Genomic DNA, 14,482 nt, shown 5'->3' with positions numbered 1-14,482 from the left:
AGTTAAGGTAAATACGTCAGATGTGCAACTGGTCGTAGGTTGGCAGAATATAGGTATCACCGGCTGAAAGCAGGTGCACCTTCAGATCGCGCACCGAGAATGGCTCTCCAGTATTTATTTCGTAAATGTTGGTTTCTGTGATGCCCAGGCCATCCACTACCGTGACCAGACCCGAGCCAAGTACTCTTATCTCGATACCATTGCTGACACAGATGGCAGTATCCTCCTCCAGGCCAATACCAATACAGCCCGGATTGGTGACAATGCACTGGGAAACACGAATAATGCGCCCCCGCTGTATAAAGTGCGTATCAATGGCCACATTCTTCAAAAACTCCAGGCCGGTAGTGATACGTACGTCTCCTTTGATGTAGCCCCCTTGTGTTTCTCCTTCATAGATCATGGGAGTAGACATAGCCGCTGCACCAGCGCTGGTACCCGCAACGATAAACTTTTCATCGTAGGTATAGCGCTCTTTCATCAGCTGGAGTACCGGTGTCCCACCTAAGATGGAGGTCAGGCGCAACTGGTCACCACCAGTAAACATAATACCGGCCGCACGCTCCACCATATCCTGAAACTCCTCCTTGAAGGCATCTTTCCGGTTCCTGACATCAAGCACCTCCACTCTTTTTACTCCGAGCTTGTTAAATTCCTTGATGTAGTCCTGTGCGATCTTATCAGGTACGGTGGAAGCTGTCGGCACCACTGCGATCATGGGATCTGCTCCTTTTAGGCTCTCCACAAAATACTTCAGTATCTCGTCGCTCTCAAAGTCAACGTTCTTTGACTGCTCCTCTGAAAGTTCCTTCTCTCCCTTGTCCTCCCGACCGCCAATAGCCAGGAGACGGCCTTTCGGGACCGGAGCTTCTTTGTGACTCTTATGACGTTCAGAAACTTTTTTCTTTGCCATTGCTCTCTATTTAACTGATTGTAAAGATTAAGGTCGTTTGTAGCTCATTACCCGTGCCGCCAGCGTATCGGCCTGCATCGGGTCTTCTTTGAAATTCACCCAACCCTCCCGCTTCGAGTTCTTAGGGGCGAAGGCGATGTTGAGTTGCGCACTTTCCAGCACTTCGCCTCCTTTCTCCAAGGTAAGTTCGATCTGCACTTCCTCAGCCGTTTCGCCGCCTTCATTATATACCTCCACCCGGTAGCGCTGCGGAGCATTGTCTGTCGGGTCGGGATAATACCGCACCACCAGGTCGGGGGTGGAGGGTGTGTCGATGTAGGTTTGGTAACTCAGGTAGGCCAGTATGCTCAGTACAAGCAGCAGGCTTACTCCGAACACAGTCCATTCCAGTGCGTTTTTGTCATCGTCCTCACCAGCCCTTCCAACCTGGCTTTGCTTATTTTCTTGTTCTTGTTTTCCCGTCATGCAGCATGTTATTTTATCAGCAGTCGCCCGGCTGAGGCCCCCAGGCTGGCTAAAACACCCAATACAATGCATTGGGCTATGGCTATTTCAAAACTTACACCTTCAAACCGGCCGAAAAACCACAGCAGGAATGCTGAAGCGGCAAGTGCTGTCAGGTAGCTCAGGCAGGTGTCTACTGTGATGGCGAAGAACAGGTCGCCATTCTGGTGCCTGCCCGTACCATGGAAATCGCTGAAGTAGACAACCACCACACTGAGAGCAAGCGACAGTAAGGCCATGAGCAATATGTGAAACGGCGCTGCCCCTACCGCCAGCAGCACCACTTCTTCGGTGGGTGCCACGTTGCCACCCACAATCACACTGCCACAAAGCGCCAGTACCACCAGGCTGACCTTGCTCCGCAGTCCGGTGCGCCAGCCTGCCTCCTTTGCTTCTGTTTGTACTTCATCTTCTTCCTCCCGTTCATCTTCCGGACTGCCCAGCTGTGCGGTCCCGATGGATACGCCAATAGAGACAGCCATGGCCTCGATGATGATCTTACCCATGATCTCGTCAGCGGACATCTCCCCAAATTGTATGCGGTTGAGTACGTACAGCACCGCAAATGACAGGATGATGCCTAGTCCCATTTCCTCCACCGAGTCGATGAAGACACTGCGCCACGATGCCCCGGGACGCATACCTGCATAACGATTATAGCCAAGCAGCAACAGGTAGGTGACTACAACCATGATCAGCAGTTGGAAGGGCGTGGCGATAAAGCCGGCCCACCATACCTCCATGGTGAAGAGCAGCGGAAAACTGAACAGAAGTCCTCCAGCTATGCCGCGGGCGTACTCCTGCAGCGATTTCCGGACAGGTCTCTTTTTCATATCTCTTGCCATACCTGTTACAGCCAGTTAACGGGGTAGCCGTACTACCAGGCCTGTGGTGATAAAACTGTGTGGAGCTTCTTTGTTCAGCCGCCGCCCTGCCGCCACATCGAACTGCAGATTGGGCAGCAGCAGGTAGAGCAGCCCAACGTCTGCTTGGTGCTCGGCAGTCTCCCCTTTCTCTTTGCTACCGAATGCTTCCAGGTAGAGTGTAAGCTTATCACCTACTTCCCGGGTGATGTTGGCCCCGTACGATCGCACGGGATCGCCCTCAGCCCAGCCATAGCCCAGGTTATAAGTCAGGTCCATTTTCTCAGAGATTTCATGACTAAAAGCCAGCCCGAACTGAGGTTCCGGATTATCGGGTTTGAATACTTCGCTCGCAAGGGGCAGCGTCAGCATGGCTGATACAGCAGCCTCCGGACGCCAGCCGCTTTCTTCCCATAGCCTTACCTTCGTGCCGACGCTCAGCGGACCCCAGCCCCTGATGTGGCGCTTTGATCCATTTTCAATTACAGAATCTTTCGCGGCTCCTTGCAGGCGCAACTCTACTCCCTCCAGTAAGCCGATACGCAGCAGTGCCGTGGGATAGGCGTGTGTTCTGATGGCTGCATTGAGCCTCTGGTAGTGATAACCAGCTTCCAACTGAACATAGCCCCGCGATACAATGCCCGGACCCTGTGACTTATCCGGTCTGTCTGTCGTAAGCTCCTCCCGTTCTTCCTGCGCCAGCGCCGGTAGTACAAGAGCGCTCAACACAAAACTCAGCAGTCCCAGCACCAGCGTCTTCTTTGATTTCATAGCTTTCAATAGTCCTTGCGTTTGTTGCGCTTTATACGCTGCATGACTACATAAGTAGGGATAGCCTATACAAATACCGATTTGCACGTAGTAGCATCGCATATTACCGCAAGGCGCTGACATAGGCGTCAATCTGCTACCTACATGTAGGCAAGCTCACAAAAACAGCTTGACAACAGGTATTTTCTGCCGGATGAGTTAAAAAGGAATCGGGGACCTGTGAGAGGGAGAGAAAAAAGGGAGCCGGTTCCAACCGCCTGCATTAAAATAACAGATACCGGCTCCCCTTATAAACATGTGCAAACCGCCAAACGCACCCCAGATAGCGTTAAGCACATGATCATCTAAAAACAACGTTTGTATCGGCAGCAGACTCACCAGGAGTCAGAACGTAAGGTTCAACCAACCTAAAACCAAAGTTCTAAACTACCTTCCGTGTTTTGTCTATTATACGGCAAGCTTTTGGGGAGGTAAGCCATGTAGGCTCTAATCGGTTGTTTTTGAGCTAATTTCAGTATTACTAGCTTGAAGGCTACGTGTTTTTACGCATATAAAAAAAGCCAGACACTTACCGTATCTGGCTTTTGAATTTTTGTTGATCCCTATACCTTACCAACCGCTGGCCAGCACATCGGCAATGTGCATGGTTTTGATCGGCTTCCTGTTTTTCTGGATGTAGCCGTTCAGGTGCATCAGGCAACTGCTGTCGGTGGATATGATGTAGTCGGCACCGGTGGCCAGGGCATTCTCCACTTTTTGCTCGGCCATGGCTACTGATATGGCTTCGAACTTCACGGCAAATGTACCACCAAAGCCGCAGCAGGTTTCAGTGTCTTCCATTTCGATCATTTCGAGGCCATGCACCCCTTGGAGCAGCGCACGAGGCCCTTCCTTGATATGGCATTCGCGCAGGGCGCTGCAGGAGTCGTGGTAAGTTGCCTTGCCGTCGAGGCGGGCTCCTGGCACCTGCGATACCTTGAGCACATCGGTCAGAAACTCGGTCAACTCAAACACCTTCTTCTGCATGGCACGGTACTTCACCAGTTTCGATGATTTCACAAAAATGTCCTGGTAAGCATTGCGTACCATACCCACGCAGCTCGCTGAAGGTGCCACGATGTAGTGCGACGTTTCATTTGAAAAATCGTCAAGAAACTTATTGGCTACTTCACGGGCTTCATCAAAAAAACCAGCGTTGAAAGCAGGCTGTCCGCAGCAGGTCTGGTTCGGGTTATAGTTCACCTCGCAGCCAAGCCCCTCGAGCACCTTGACCATACTCAGGCCTGTCTCTGGGTGCAACTGATCCACAAAGCAGGGAATGAAAATATCTACAATGGTTCTTCTTGCCATAATCAGGAGAAAACAGAGCCTGAGGCTGCCAGCGCGGCAGCGAAAGCCTCTTTGTCGAGCTTCAAATTTAAATTATTATTTTCGAAGTAGCCGACCAAATTTTCAGTCGCCATGTTGCCGACCAGTTCGTCTTTGGCCATCGGGCACCCCCCATACCCGCGCATGGCCCCATCGAAGCGGCGACAGCCGGCCTGATAGGCAGCCTCCACCTTCTCTTGCCAGGTAGTGGGGGTTGTGTGCAGGTGCGCCCCAAACTCGATGTGTCGGAATGCCGGTACCAGTTCGCTGAACAGGTAGGTAATGTTTTCCGGATTGGAAACGCCAATGGTATCCGAAAGAGAAATGATCTTCACCCCCAGCTTATCCAGCTCCTCCACAAACCGGATCACAGTAGCCGCATCCCATGGATCGTTGTAAGGATTGCCAAAGCCCATGGAAATATACGTGACAAGCGTTTTGTCCTTGCGCTGGCAGATGTCCTGGATCTGGGCCAGTTGGCTCATGGCCTCGGAGATGCTCTTGTTGGTGTTGCGCTGCTGAAACGTCTCTGATACGGAGAGCGGAAAGCCCAGGTAATCGATGGCCTCGTGGGAGGCTGCCTCCTCTGCGCCCCGCACATTGGCAATGATGGCCAGCAGTTTGGAACGGCTATCGCGCAGGTTCAATCCTGCCAGCACCTCGGCTGTGTCCGCCATCTGGGGGATTGCCTTGGGCGACACAAAGCTGCCAAAGTCTATTGTGTCGAAGCCCACCTGCAGGAGCTGATTAATGTAGTCGATCTTCGTCTGCGTAGGTATAAAATCATGAAGGCCCTGCATGGCATCGCGGGGACACTCTATTATTTTGATGGTATCGTCTTTCATAGGAAATAGATTCAGGTCGTTTTGCCAAAGATACAATAAGCCTATGTTTGAATTGGGAATTGATAAGAGAATTTGTGCCTGCCGGATGCAGCTGGTTCAGACCGGGTTGGCCAGGTAAACTAACCTGGTGCTAGTCCAGGTATGGCAGTACTTCAATTGTGACATCTCTATCTGCCTGATTGATAATGAGGTGATAATATTTTTTTATATGATCTTATCCTCCTATATTATGCTTGCGAAATACACATAATATCTAAAAAAGCTCCATGACCAGCATTAAGAAAAGTACAGTACTCATAACTGGGGGTGCTTCCGGCATAGGCAGGCTGATGGGCATGAAATGCCTGCAGCGCGGCGCCAGCCGGGTGCTGGTGTGGGATATCAACCCTAACGCTTTGCAGCAGACTCACCAAGAGTTTAGCGATGCCGGTTATGAAGTACACACCTGGCAAGTGAACGTGGGAGATGCGACGCAGGTACAGCAGGCAGCCGAAGAAGTGCAGAGCCGCTTTGGAGCGCCGGATATACTTGTTAATAATGCAGGCATTGTGGTAGGCAAGCCATTTGTGGAGCACACGATGGCCGAAATCGAGCGGACCATTCAGGTCAATGTGCTGGGTGCCATGCTCGTGACACAGGCGTTTTTGCCAGCCATGGTAGCGCGGGAGAAAGGACATATTGTGAATATAGCCTCAGCAGCGAGTCTGCTTCCCAACCCGCGCATGAGTGTGTATGCGGGCAGCAAATGGGCAGTGCTTGGCTGGTCTGAGAGTCTGCGGCTGGAACTGGAGCAAACCGGACCGAGCCTGAAGGTGACCACCGTCACGCCCAGCTACATCGACACCGGCATGTTTGCCGGCGTGAAAGCACCGCTACTCACCCCGACCCTGCAGCCTGAGGAAATCACGGAGGCCATTCTGCAGGCCGTGGAGCGCAACAGGATTCTGCTTCGCAAACCCTCGATCGTGCACCTGCTCCCCTTGCTTCGCGGCATTCTTCCCACCCGCCTGTTTGACACGGTGGCAGGCCGCTGGTTTGGGGTCTATACCTCTATGAATAGATTTACCGGCCGACCGGCTGCCGACCAAAAACCGGCCTATGCAACCAAAACCTAACTTTATTCACCCGCTATGAACTCAACAAACACCTATGTAAACAGGGCCGGCTCCGTCTCGGAAGCAGACCCGCAGGCCATAATGGACCTGCTCAAACAACAACGGGCCTATTTTGCCGGTGGCCATACCCTGGACGTCGGCTTCCGGAAAGAGCAACTCCGGCGCCTCCTGGAGGCAGTGCGCAGCCACGAGCAGGAGCTGATCGATGCCATGTATGCCGATTTCCGGAAACCAGCCTTTGAAACCTACACCACAGAGGTAGGATTTGTAGAGAAAGAACTGCAGCTGGTGCTCAAAAAAATAGTACGCTGGGCGAAGCCGCAGTTAGTAGGCGAAACCCTGCTTAATTTCCCGGCCCGCAGCTATGTCTACTCACAGCCTTATGGGGTTGCCCTGATCATCGGTCCCTGGAACTACCCTTTGCAGCTGGTGCTCAACCCCTTGATCGGTGCGCTGGCGGCAGGCAATTGTGCGATTATCAAGCCATCTGAACTAACCCCTGCAACCTCGGCTGTGATTGCCCGGCTGATTTCCAAAACGTTTGATCCGAGGCTGGTCGCCGTAGTCCAGGGAGGCGTGCCCACTACCCAGCTCCTGTTGGCCCAGCGGTTCGACTACATATTTTTTACGGGCAGCACACAGGTGGGCCGTGTGGTCATGAAAGCTGCTGCCGAACACCTGACTCCGGTTACGTTGGAGCTTGGTGGCAAAAGTCCTGTGATCGTAGCCGAAGACGCCGACTTGGGCCTGGCAGCACGCCGCATCGCCTGGGGTAAGTTCATGAACGCCGGCCAGACCTGCGTGGCCCCCGACTACCTGCTGGTGCATGAGCAGGTGAAAGACGAGCTGATCGAGCGCTTGCGCATTGCCATCCAGGAGTTTTATGGCGACTCGCCCCGCCAAAGCCCGGACTTTGCCCGCATTATCAATGACCGGCACTACCAACGCCTGCGCAGTTACCTGCAGGACGGCGTCGTGCGCATCGGCGGGCAGCACGATGCTGCTAGCCGTTTCATTGCCCCGACTGTACTGGACCAGGTGAACTGGCAACATCCCGTCATGCAAGACGAAATATTCGGACCTATCCTGCCTGTGCTTACCTATACCCACTTGGATGAAGCGATCCGGCAGGTTAATTCTAAAGAGAAGCCCCTTGCGCTATACTTCTTTTCATCCAATGAAGCGCAGCAGCAACGTGTGCTGGAAGAAGTTCACTTTGGAGGCGGCTGTATCAACGATACTATTTCACACCTCATTAACCCCAACCTTCCCTTTGGCGGTGTGGGGGAAAGTGGTGTCGGCAGTTACCATGGGCAGGCCAGTTTCGAGCTGTTCTCCAACCAGAAGAGTGTCGTGCACCGCGGTACCTGGATTGACCTTCCGCTACGCTACCCGCCCTACGGCAACCGGCTTGCTTTTGTCAGGAAGCTCTTCAAATGGTTATAGGTCAAGGTATAGGTATAGCAGCTATGTAGCCGCACCCTGTTGCTTCTCGTATGCAAATAAATGAGGGCATTGCCGTATAGGAGCTATACACCCACATATACCTGACATGACTATGGAAAACCTGATAGAATACCTGGACGAATCACTTGTCCCGCTGGAGGAAAAAGTGAAAGAATACCTGCATGTGGAACGGGATATCCGGTTGCTGGAAGTGGAAGTGCTTTCGCTACAGAGCATGAAGCACGACTTCGACCCGGAGCAGAACATTGAACAGCAGCTGACCGAGCAGCAACCGCAAAACTCCCTGAATGACAAAGAGCAGAAACTGAAAGAATTGCTTGAGAAGTACAAGGACTTGCAACAGGAGGTGATCGCGATGCTGCCGGATCAGAATAAGTTTGTAGAGCTGAACCTGGGCTATGGGCCGAGTATGGTAGGGTATTTCACAGTGGATCCTGAAACCCGCACACCGCTCGAGGAGCCGGTACTGCGCGTGGTGCACTAATTTACTACCTTTGCAAATCAACCAAAGGTTTCAACATAATCCACTCGCATGGGCTTACTTTTCTTATACCTAACCATTGCGCTTATTTTTTCATTTTTGTGTTCGCTGCTCGAAGCGGCATTGCTGAGCATTACGCCCTCCCATGTAGGCATTACGGCACAGGAAAACCCTACGCTTGGGAAACACCTCCAGGAGTTCAAAGACAATATTGACCGCCCGCTGGCGGCCATACTCACCGTCAACACTTTTGCACACACCATAGGAGCAGCCGGGGTAGGTGCACAGGCCCAGCTAATCTGGGGGGAGGAATACCTGTCTCTGATCTCAGCTGTCCTGACCATCATCATCCTGATTTTCTCTGAAATTATACCCAAAACACTCGGGGCTAACTACTGGAGACAACTCACGCCCTTTACGGTTACGAGTTTGCGCATCATGATTTACTCGCCGCTCTACCCGCTTATTGTGCTGTCGCAGTTTATTACTAAGCGACTGAAGCGCGACAAAGACAAGAGTGTGCTAAGCCGCGCAGATTTTACGGCTATGGCCGAGATCGGCATTAAAGAAGGTATTTTCAAAAGAGGTGAATCCCAGATCCTGCGCAACATCCTGCGCTTTAACCAGGTTCTGGTGCGCCACGTCATGACACCCCGCACTGTGATTTACGGTGCGCAGGAGGAGATGCTCATCGTTGACTTTTTCAAGCAAGCCAAGACGCTGCGCTTCTCCCGTATTCCGATTTACCAGAACAGCCTCGACGACATCAACGGCTATGTACTCAAGGACGAGGTGCTCTCGAAACTAATTGACAACCAAGGCCACCTGCCTCTAAAAACGATACGCCGCGACATAGAGGTAGTGACGGAGTACATGCCTATACCTGAACTGTTCAGCAGATTGCTCAAAGAGCAAAACCACATTGCACTGGTAGTCGACGAATATGGCGGCACAGCCGGCATCGTGACTATGGAGGACATCATCGAAACACTACTGGGTATGGAGATCATGGACGAAATGGACAACGTGGAAGACATGCAGAAGTGGGCCCGCGAAAATTGGGAAAAACGTGCCAAAGGCATCGGGTTTAAGACGGAATAAGTTTCCCCTATACCTGACATACGATATAAACAGCAAAACCCCATCCTCAAGTAGAGGGTGGGGTTTGCTCTTTATAATCACCTGCTATCGCTTAATGAAACTGCTCTTCTTCGGTTGAGCCAACCAGGGCTGCAGTGGAAGCGGTACCTGAGGTCACGGTGTTTTGGATGGCATCGAAATAGGCAGTACCTACGAACGACTGATGCTTCACGGCTTTGAAGCCCTCTTTTACTAAGCCGAATTCACGCTCCTGCAATTCAGAGTAGCCCGCCATGCCGCGTGCTTTGTAGGCTTTGGCCAGTTCGAACATACTGGTGTTGAGCGCATGGAAACCGGCCAATGTAATGAACTGAAACTTGTAGCCCATCTTCGCCAGCTCTTCCCGGAACGTTTCCATTTCTTCCACGCTCAATTTGGCGGCCCAGTTAAAGGACGGAGAGCAGTTATAAGCCAACAGCTTGCCTGGGAATTCTGCATGGATAGCCTCGGCAAACTTACGAGCCTGAGCCAGGTCTGGCGTAGAGGTTTCCATCCAGATCAGGTCGGCGTACGGCGCATAGGCCAAGCCACGGGCTATACCTTGTTCGATACCGCAATTCACACGGTAGAAGCCTTCGCTAGTGCGCTCACCAGGTATGATAAATTCATGGTCTCGCGGATCGATGTCGCTGGTGATCAGGTTGGCGGCATCGGCATCCGTGCGGGCCACCAACAGTGTCGGCACCCCCATCACATCGGCGGCCAGTCGTGCTGCCACCAGTTTGTTGATGGCCTCCTGAGTTGGTACCAGCACCTTGCCGCCCAGGTGGCCGCATTTCTTGGCGCTCGATAACTGGTCCTCGAAATGCACACCAGCGGCCCCGGCCTCGATCATCATCTTCATCAGTTCAAAGGCATTCAGGTTGCCCCCAAAACCAGCCTCAGCATCCGCCACGATCGGCACCAGCCAATCAATCTCCCCCTCCCCTGTCACACTCTGGATCTGGTCGGCGCGCAACAGGGCGTTGTTAATCTTCTTGATCACATTCGGTACGCTGTCCGCCGGGTATAAACTCTGATCCGGATACATCTGCCCGGCCAGGTTGGCATCAGCAGCCACCTGCCAACCACTCAGGTAGATGGCGTTGAGCCCTGCCTGCACTTCCTGCACCGCCTGGTTGCCCGTCATGGCGCCCAGGCCGGCCACATAGTCTTCGGTGTGCAGCTTGTGCCACAGTTTCTCAGCCCCGTTGCGGGCCAGGGTATACTCAATTTTTACAGAACCCTGCAGTTTTACAACTTCATCGGCAGTGTACGGTCTTTTTATACCTGCCCAGCGTGGGTTCACGAGCCAGTCTTGCTGGATAGCGTGTATTCTTTCGGTCTTGTTCATGATAGTATAATGAGTAATGAATGATGAGTAATGACTAATGAGTGGTAGGTAGGGAATGACTAAAGTGGAATCAATAATGGATGGAGAATAGTGACGAATGATCTGTGAGGAATAGGAATGGATTGATGATTAAGGCAATTTTCATTATTCACTAATCATTCCTCACTATTCATTCGTCATTACTCATTACCCATTATTAATCGATGTACTTGTATGCCGGCAGCGTCAGGAAATCGACAAAGCAGGTGGAGAGCACGAGTTCAGAGAAAAGCTGGGAAGCACGCTCGAAGTGGCAGTTTTTAAACATGGCCAAACCTACTTCCTCTTTAATGTGCTCGGTTTCCTCTTTGATCAGCTGGAGCACACGTTCTTCCGTAATCGGCTCGCCTTCGGCAGTGTGGGTGCCTTCGTGGTGCAGCCACTGCCATACCTGTGCCCGCGAAATCTCAGCTGTGGCGGCGTCTTCCATCAGGTTGTGAATGGCTGCCGCGCCAGTGCCGCAGAGCCAGTTGCCGATGTAGAGAATGCCCACATTGATGTTTAGTCGCAGGCCGGCCTCTGTGATCTTACTTCCTTCTATCTTGAAGTTGAGCAGGTCAGCGGCTTTTACCTTCACATCTTCGCGCAGCACATCTTTCTGGTGGGGTTTCTCTCCGATCACCTTGTCGAACGCCTCCCGTGCCACCGGAATCAGATCCGGGTGGGCTACCCACGTACCGTCAAAACCATTCCGGGCTTCGAAGTCCTTGTCGGCCTTCACTTTCTCGAAAGCGCTCTTGTTCACAGCCGGATCATGCCGATTAGGGATGAAAGCCGCCATACCGCCCATGGCATGTGCGCCGCGTTTGTGGCAGGTCTGCACGAGCAAACCGGTGTACGCTTTCATGAAAGGTACCTGCATGGTAATGGCCGTACGGTCCGGAAAGATCACATCCGGCTGGTTGCGGAATTTCTTGATGGCGCTGAAAATGTAGTCCCAGCGACCGGCGTTCAGACCGACAATGTGCTCGCGCAGTTCGTAAAGGATCTCGTCCATTTCAAAAGCGGCCAGTATGGTCTCAATCAGCACCGTCGCTTTGATCGTGCCAACAGGTATAGCCAAAGCCTCCTGTGCTGCTACGAACACATCGTTCCATAGGCGGGCTTCTAAGTGACTCTCCAGCTTAGGCAGGTAAAAATAAGGTCCTGTGCCGCGGGCAATCAGCTCTTTGGCATTATGGAAGAATAATAGTCCGAAGTCAAACAAGGCGGCTGAAATAGCGTTATCGCCGATCACCAAGTGCTTTTCAGTCAGGTGCCAGCCTCTTGGGCGCACCTTTAGCAAAGCCACTTCGTCTTTCAGTTGGTATACCTTGCCGTTCTGATAAGTGATGGTGCGGCGTACGGCATCGTAAAGGTTGAGCTGCCCCTGCACCACGTTTTCCCAAGTCGGCGAGTTCGCATCCTCAAAGTCAGCCATGAACACATCAGCTCCCGAGTTAAGCGCGTTGATCACCATTTTGCGGTCCACCGGACCTGTAATCTCGACGCGGCGCATTTGCAGGTCGGCAGGTATAGCCCCTACTTTCCAGTCCCCTTCCCGAACCGCTCTTGTCTCTTCCAGGAAATCAGGACGCTCGCCTGCATCAATCCGTTGCTGACGTGCTACTCTTTCTTTTAATAACTCCTCTCTTCGGCTGTCAAAGCGCTCGTGCAACATGACCAGAAAGTCCACGGCTTCAGGTGTCAAAATTTGCTCTATCCCTTTGACAGGTGATCCTTTTACTTGGGCTGTGCTTTCAACTAACATAATTATAAACTTGAGGTGATGTATTGTAATTTTATCATCTATACGCGAACAATTTACTTTTGGCGAATTTTCGCTAAATAATTTTATTACGTTTTTAGGAAATAATCGCAAAAGCCCGTTTATTAGCATATAGACCAAGAAAATTATTTTGGATGAGGCTACAGGAAGATGTTATCCGGCTTATACTCGGACTGAAAATCAAACAGTTAAGGACAGAAAAGAACATCTCGCTGACCGATCTGGCCACGACAACAGGTATATCGGTGTCGTACCTCAATGAAATAGAGAAAGGTAAAAAGCATCCTAAACCGAGTAAGATTGCTGTAATAGCCGATGAACTAGGGGTAACCTACGACTATCTGGTGTCGCTGCAGTTGAGCAAGCGCCTGCAGCCAGTGGGTGAACTGTTGCAATCCAATATACTGTCGGAACTGCCACTGGAGCACTTCGGTTTGGACATCAGTCGTCTGCTGGACCTGTTTGCGACAGCACCTACCAAACTTAGTGCCTTCGTCAACACTTTGTTAGAAATTTCAAGGGCCTTCGACCTGCGGGTAGAGCAGTTCTACTTCTCCGCCCTCCGCTCCTACCAGGAATTACATGATAACTACTTTGAAGACCTGGAACTGGAAGCAGAGCGCTTTATGGAAGCGCAAGGCATCAGCCCGGAGCAAACCCCATCATTCGAGCAATTAGCAGATATACTGGAATCGGTATTTAACATAAAAATTGAAACAGAGACAATACAAGACCAACCAGAGCTTGCCCCACTGCGATCGGTCTTTGTATCGGGTATTGCACCTCGGTTATCCCTTAACCCAAACCTGACAGAACAGCAGCGTACTTTCGCAGTGGCTCGCGAGATTGGCTTCCAGGTGTTGCAGTTGCAACCACGTCCGTACACCGCCACCTGGGTGCGGGTAGGTTCTTTTGAGGAAGTTCTGAACAACTTCAAGGCTTCCTACTTTGCCGGTGCCCTTTTGCTCAACCGCGACCGTCTGGTGCAGGACATGGAGAACTTTTTCGCACAGCTGGTTTGGCAGCCTCAGCTACTGCTACAGCTGATGGAGAACTACACTACCTCCCCCGAGACACTGCTGCACCGCCTGACTTCGCTCCTGCCCCGCTTTTTCAACATTAAGCAGCTGTTTTTTCTTCGCTTTCATCACCATGCGGCCTCGGATCGTTTTTCACTCACCAAGGAACTGCACCTCTCGGGCCTTCATAATCCCCATGCCTCTTTCCTGAACGAGCACTATTGCCGACGCTGGATCTCACTCACCCTATTTGAGGAGATGGAACAGCAAAAGCTAACAGGTGAGCTCGACCAGCCATTGGTAGGTATTCAGCGCTCCTCCTATATAAATTCTACAAACGAATACCTGGTACTGGCACTCGCCCAGCCCACCGAAAGCCTGACTGGTACCATCAGTATCGGTATGCTGCTGAACGAAAACCTGCGCCGCAAAGTCCGCTTCCTGGACGACCCGGCCATTGTACACCGCTACGTAAACGAAACCTGCGAACGCTGCCCCGCCCTGGATTGCCTCGAACGCGCCGCCCCGCCCGTGATACTTGAAAAGCAGCTGTGGCAGGAAAAGGTGATGGAAACGCTAGATAAGTTGAAGGGGTAGAATTTGACTGAATCTTTATATAGGGCCCCTACCCCTAGGTGGGGAGCTTCTGTTACTGCCAGTCCTTGGGTATAAGCCTTATAACATCTGTCACCTAACCCTGGCAGGTATAGCAAAACTAACTCGCACTGAAACTATGAAACAGGCTACAGTGCCATGTGCGCTTTTCGGCGCTCCACTGTTTGAGCGTTCAGCGAGTTTGGAGCGTCTTGATTTTTTTGCTTACTTTTTTCATCAAGGAAAAAAGTAAGGCCCGCCC

General features: G+C 51.9%; 13 protein-coding genes. 5 read left to right on the top strand and 8 right to left on the bottom strand.

The window, feature by feature from the left end; genetic code table 11:
- Positions 1-16 precede the first annotated feature (16 nt).
- The 6 genes from I0P70_RS20765 to I0P70_RS20740 all read right to left on the bottom strand — a co-directional run bounded on the left by I0P70_RS20765 (position 17) and on the right by I0P70_RS20740 (position 5,264).
- Positions 17-913 (bottom strand): cyanophycinase, encoded by an 897-nt coding sequence (locus I0P70_RS20765; RefSeq protein ID WP_196121057.1) that lies wholly within the window; start codon positions 911-913, stop codon positions 17-19.
- 27 nt (positions 914-940) lie between these two features.
- Positions 941-1,378: a hypothetical protein gene (locus I0P70_RS20760; RefSeq protein ID WP_196121056.1), complete on the bottom strand. Its 438-nt coding sequence runs from the start codon at positions 1,376-1,378 to the stop codon at positions 941-943.
- An 8-nt stretch (positions 1,379-1,386) separates the two neighbouring features.
- Positions 1,387-2,250 (bottom strand): TIGR02587 family membrane protein, encoded by an 864-nt coding sequence (locus I0P70_RS20755; RefSeq protein WP_230392334.1) that lies wholly within the window; start codon positions 2,248-2,250, stop codon positions 1,387-1,389.
- Between the two features lie 27 nt (positions 2,251-2,277).
- Positions 2,278-3,051 carry a transporter gene (locus tag I0P70_RS20750; RefSeq protein WP_230392333.1) on the bottom strand — a complete coding sequence of 258 codons (774 nt, stop codon included), beginning with the start codon at positions 3,049-3,051 and terminating at the stop codon, positions 2,278-2,280.
- Positions 3,052-3,660: 609 nt separating this feature from the next.
- Entirely contained in the window at positions 3,661-4,401 is a 741-nt protein-coding gene (locus I0P70_RS20745) for a (Fe-S)-binding protein (RefSeq protein ID WP_076422439.1), read from the bottom strand.
- Between the two features lie 2 nt (positions 4,402-4,403).
- Positions 4,404-5,264 carry a hydroxymethylglutaryl-CoA lyase gene (locus I0P70_RS20740; protein WP_196121054.1) on the bottom strand — a complete coding sequence of 287 codons (861 nt, stop codon included), beginning with the start codon at positions 5,262-5,264 and terminating at the stop codon, positions 4,404-4,406.
- A 266-nt stretch (positions 5,265-5,530) separates the two neighbouring features.
- Here I0P70_RS20740 and I0P70_RS20735 point away from each other — a divergent pair, with 266 nt between their 5' ends.
- The 4 genes from I0P70_RS20735 (at position 5,531) to I0P70_RS20720 (ending at position 9,428) form a co-directional block, all read left to right on the top strand.
- Positions 5,531-6,379 carry an SDR family oxidoreductase gene (locus I0P70_RS20735; protein ID WP_196121053.1) on the top strand — a complete coding sequence of 283 codons (849 nt, stop codon included), beginning with the start codon at positions 5,531-5,533 and terminating at the stop codon, positions 6,377-6,379.
- Positions 6,380-6,394: 15 nt separating this feature from the next.
- Positions 6,395-7,825 (top strand): aldehyde dehydrogenase, encoded by a 1,431-nt coding sequence (locus I0P70_RS20730; protein WP_196121052.1) that lies wholly within the window; start codon positions 6,395-6,397, stop codon positions 7,823-7,825.
- A gap of 112 nt (positions 7,826-7,937) precedes the next feature.
- Positions 7,938-8,330, top strand: coding sequence for a hypothetical protein (locus I0P70_RS20725; RefSeq protein ID WP_196121051.1), 393 nt, complete (start codon positions 7,938-7,940; stop codon positions 8,328-8,330).
- A gap of 48 nt (positions 8,331-8,378) precedes the next feature.
- Positions 8,379-9,428 (top strand): CNNM domain-containing protein, encoded by a 1,050-nt coding sequence (locus I0P70_RS20720; RefSeq protein ID WP_196121050.1) that lies wholly within the window; start codon positions 8,379-8,381, stop codon positions 9,426-9,428.
- Between the two features lie 91 nt (positions 9,429-9,519).
- Here I0P70_RS20720 and aceA read toward each other — a convergent pair whose 3' ends face one another.
- Together aceA and aceB are read right to left on the bottom strand one after the other, a co-directional pair.
- Positions 9,520-10,800 (bottom strand): isocitrate lyase, encoded by a 1,281-nt coding sequence (aceA, locus tag I0P70_RS20715; RefSeq protein ID WP_196121049.1) that lies wholly within the window; start codon positions 10,798-10,800, stop codon positions 9,520-9,522.
- A gap of 196 nt (positions 10,801-10,996) precedes the next feature.
- Positions 10,997-12,589 carry a malate synthase A gene (aceB, locus tag I0P70_RS20710; protein ID WP_196121048.1) on the bottom strand — a complete coding sequence of 531 codons (1,593 nt, stop codon included), beginning with the start codon at positions 12,587-12,589 and terminating at the stop codon, positions 10,997-10,999.
- A 152-nt stretch (positions 12,590-12,741) separates the two neighbouring features.
- Between aceB and I0P70_RS20705 the strand changes: the two genes are divergently transcribed.
- Positions 12,742-14,223: a helix-turn-helix domain-containing protein gene (locus tag I0P70_RS20705; protein ID WP_196121047.1), complete on the top strand. Its 1,482-nt coding sequence runs from the start codon at positions 12,742-12,744 to the stop codon at positions 14,221-14,223.
- The last annotated feature ends 259 nt before the right edge of the window (positions 14,224-14,482 follow it).

Source organism: Pontibacter sp. FD36, assembly GCF_015686655.1.
In the GTDB taxonomy this organism is placed as follows: Bacteria; Bacteroidota; Bacteroidia; order Cytophagales; family Hymenobacteraceae; genus Pontibacter.
Note: the sequence above shows the minus strand (reverse complement) of the source record. Positions and strands in the feature narration are given on the sequence as shown.

Coding starts and splice junctions, on each gene's coding strand:
- I0P70_RS20765 (WP_196121057.1), bottom strand. CDS start 913: ATGGCAAAGAAAAAAGTTTCTGAACGTCATAAGAGTCACAAAGAAGCT.
- I0P70_RS20760 (WP_196121056.1), bottom strand. CDS start 1,378: ATGACGGGAAAACAAGAACAAGAAAATAAGCAAAGCCAGGTTGGAAGG.
- I0P70_RS20755 (WP_230392334.1), bottom strand. CDS start 2,250: ATGAAAAAGAGACCTGTCCGGAAATCGCTGCAGGAGTACGCCCGCGGC.
- I0P70_RS20750 (WP_230392333.1), bottom strand. CDS start 3,051: ATGAAATCAAAGAAGACGCTGGTGCTGGGACTGCTGAGTTTTGTGTTG.
- I0P70_RS20745 (WP_076422439.1), bottom strand. CDS start 4,401: ATGGCAAGAAGAACCATTGTAGATATTTTCATTCCCTGCTTTGTGGAT.
- I0P70_RS20740 (WP_196121054.1), bottom strand. CDS start 5,264: ATGAAAGACGATACCATCAAAATAATAGAGTGTCCCCGCGATGCCATG.
- I0P70_RS20735 (WP_196121053.1), top strand. CDS start 5,531: ATGACCAGCATTAAGAAAAGTACAGTACTCATAACTGGGGGTGCTTCC.
- I0P70_RS20730 (WP_196121052.1), top strand. CDS start 6,395: ATGAACTCAACAAACACCTATGTAAACAGGGCCGGCTCCGTCTCGGAA.
- I0P70_RS20725 (WP_196121051.1), top strand. CDS start 7,938: ATGGAAAACCTGATAGAATACCTGGACGAATCACTTGTCCCGCTGGAG.
- I0P70_RS20720 (WP_196121050.1), top strand. CDS start 8,379: ATGGGCTTACTTTTCTTATACCTAACCATTGCGCTTATTTTTTCATTT.
- aceA (WP_196121049.1), bottom strand. CDS start 10,800: ATGAACAAGACCGAAAGAATACACGCTATCCAGCAAGACTGGCTCGTG.
- aceB (WP_196121048.1), bottom strand. CDS start 12,589: ATGTTAGTTGAAAGCACAGCCCAAGTAAAAGGATCACCTGTCAAAGGG.
- I0P70_RS20705 (WP_196121047.1), top strand. CDS start 12,742: ATGAGGCTACAGGAAGATGTTATCCGGCTTATACTCGGACTGAAAATC.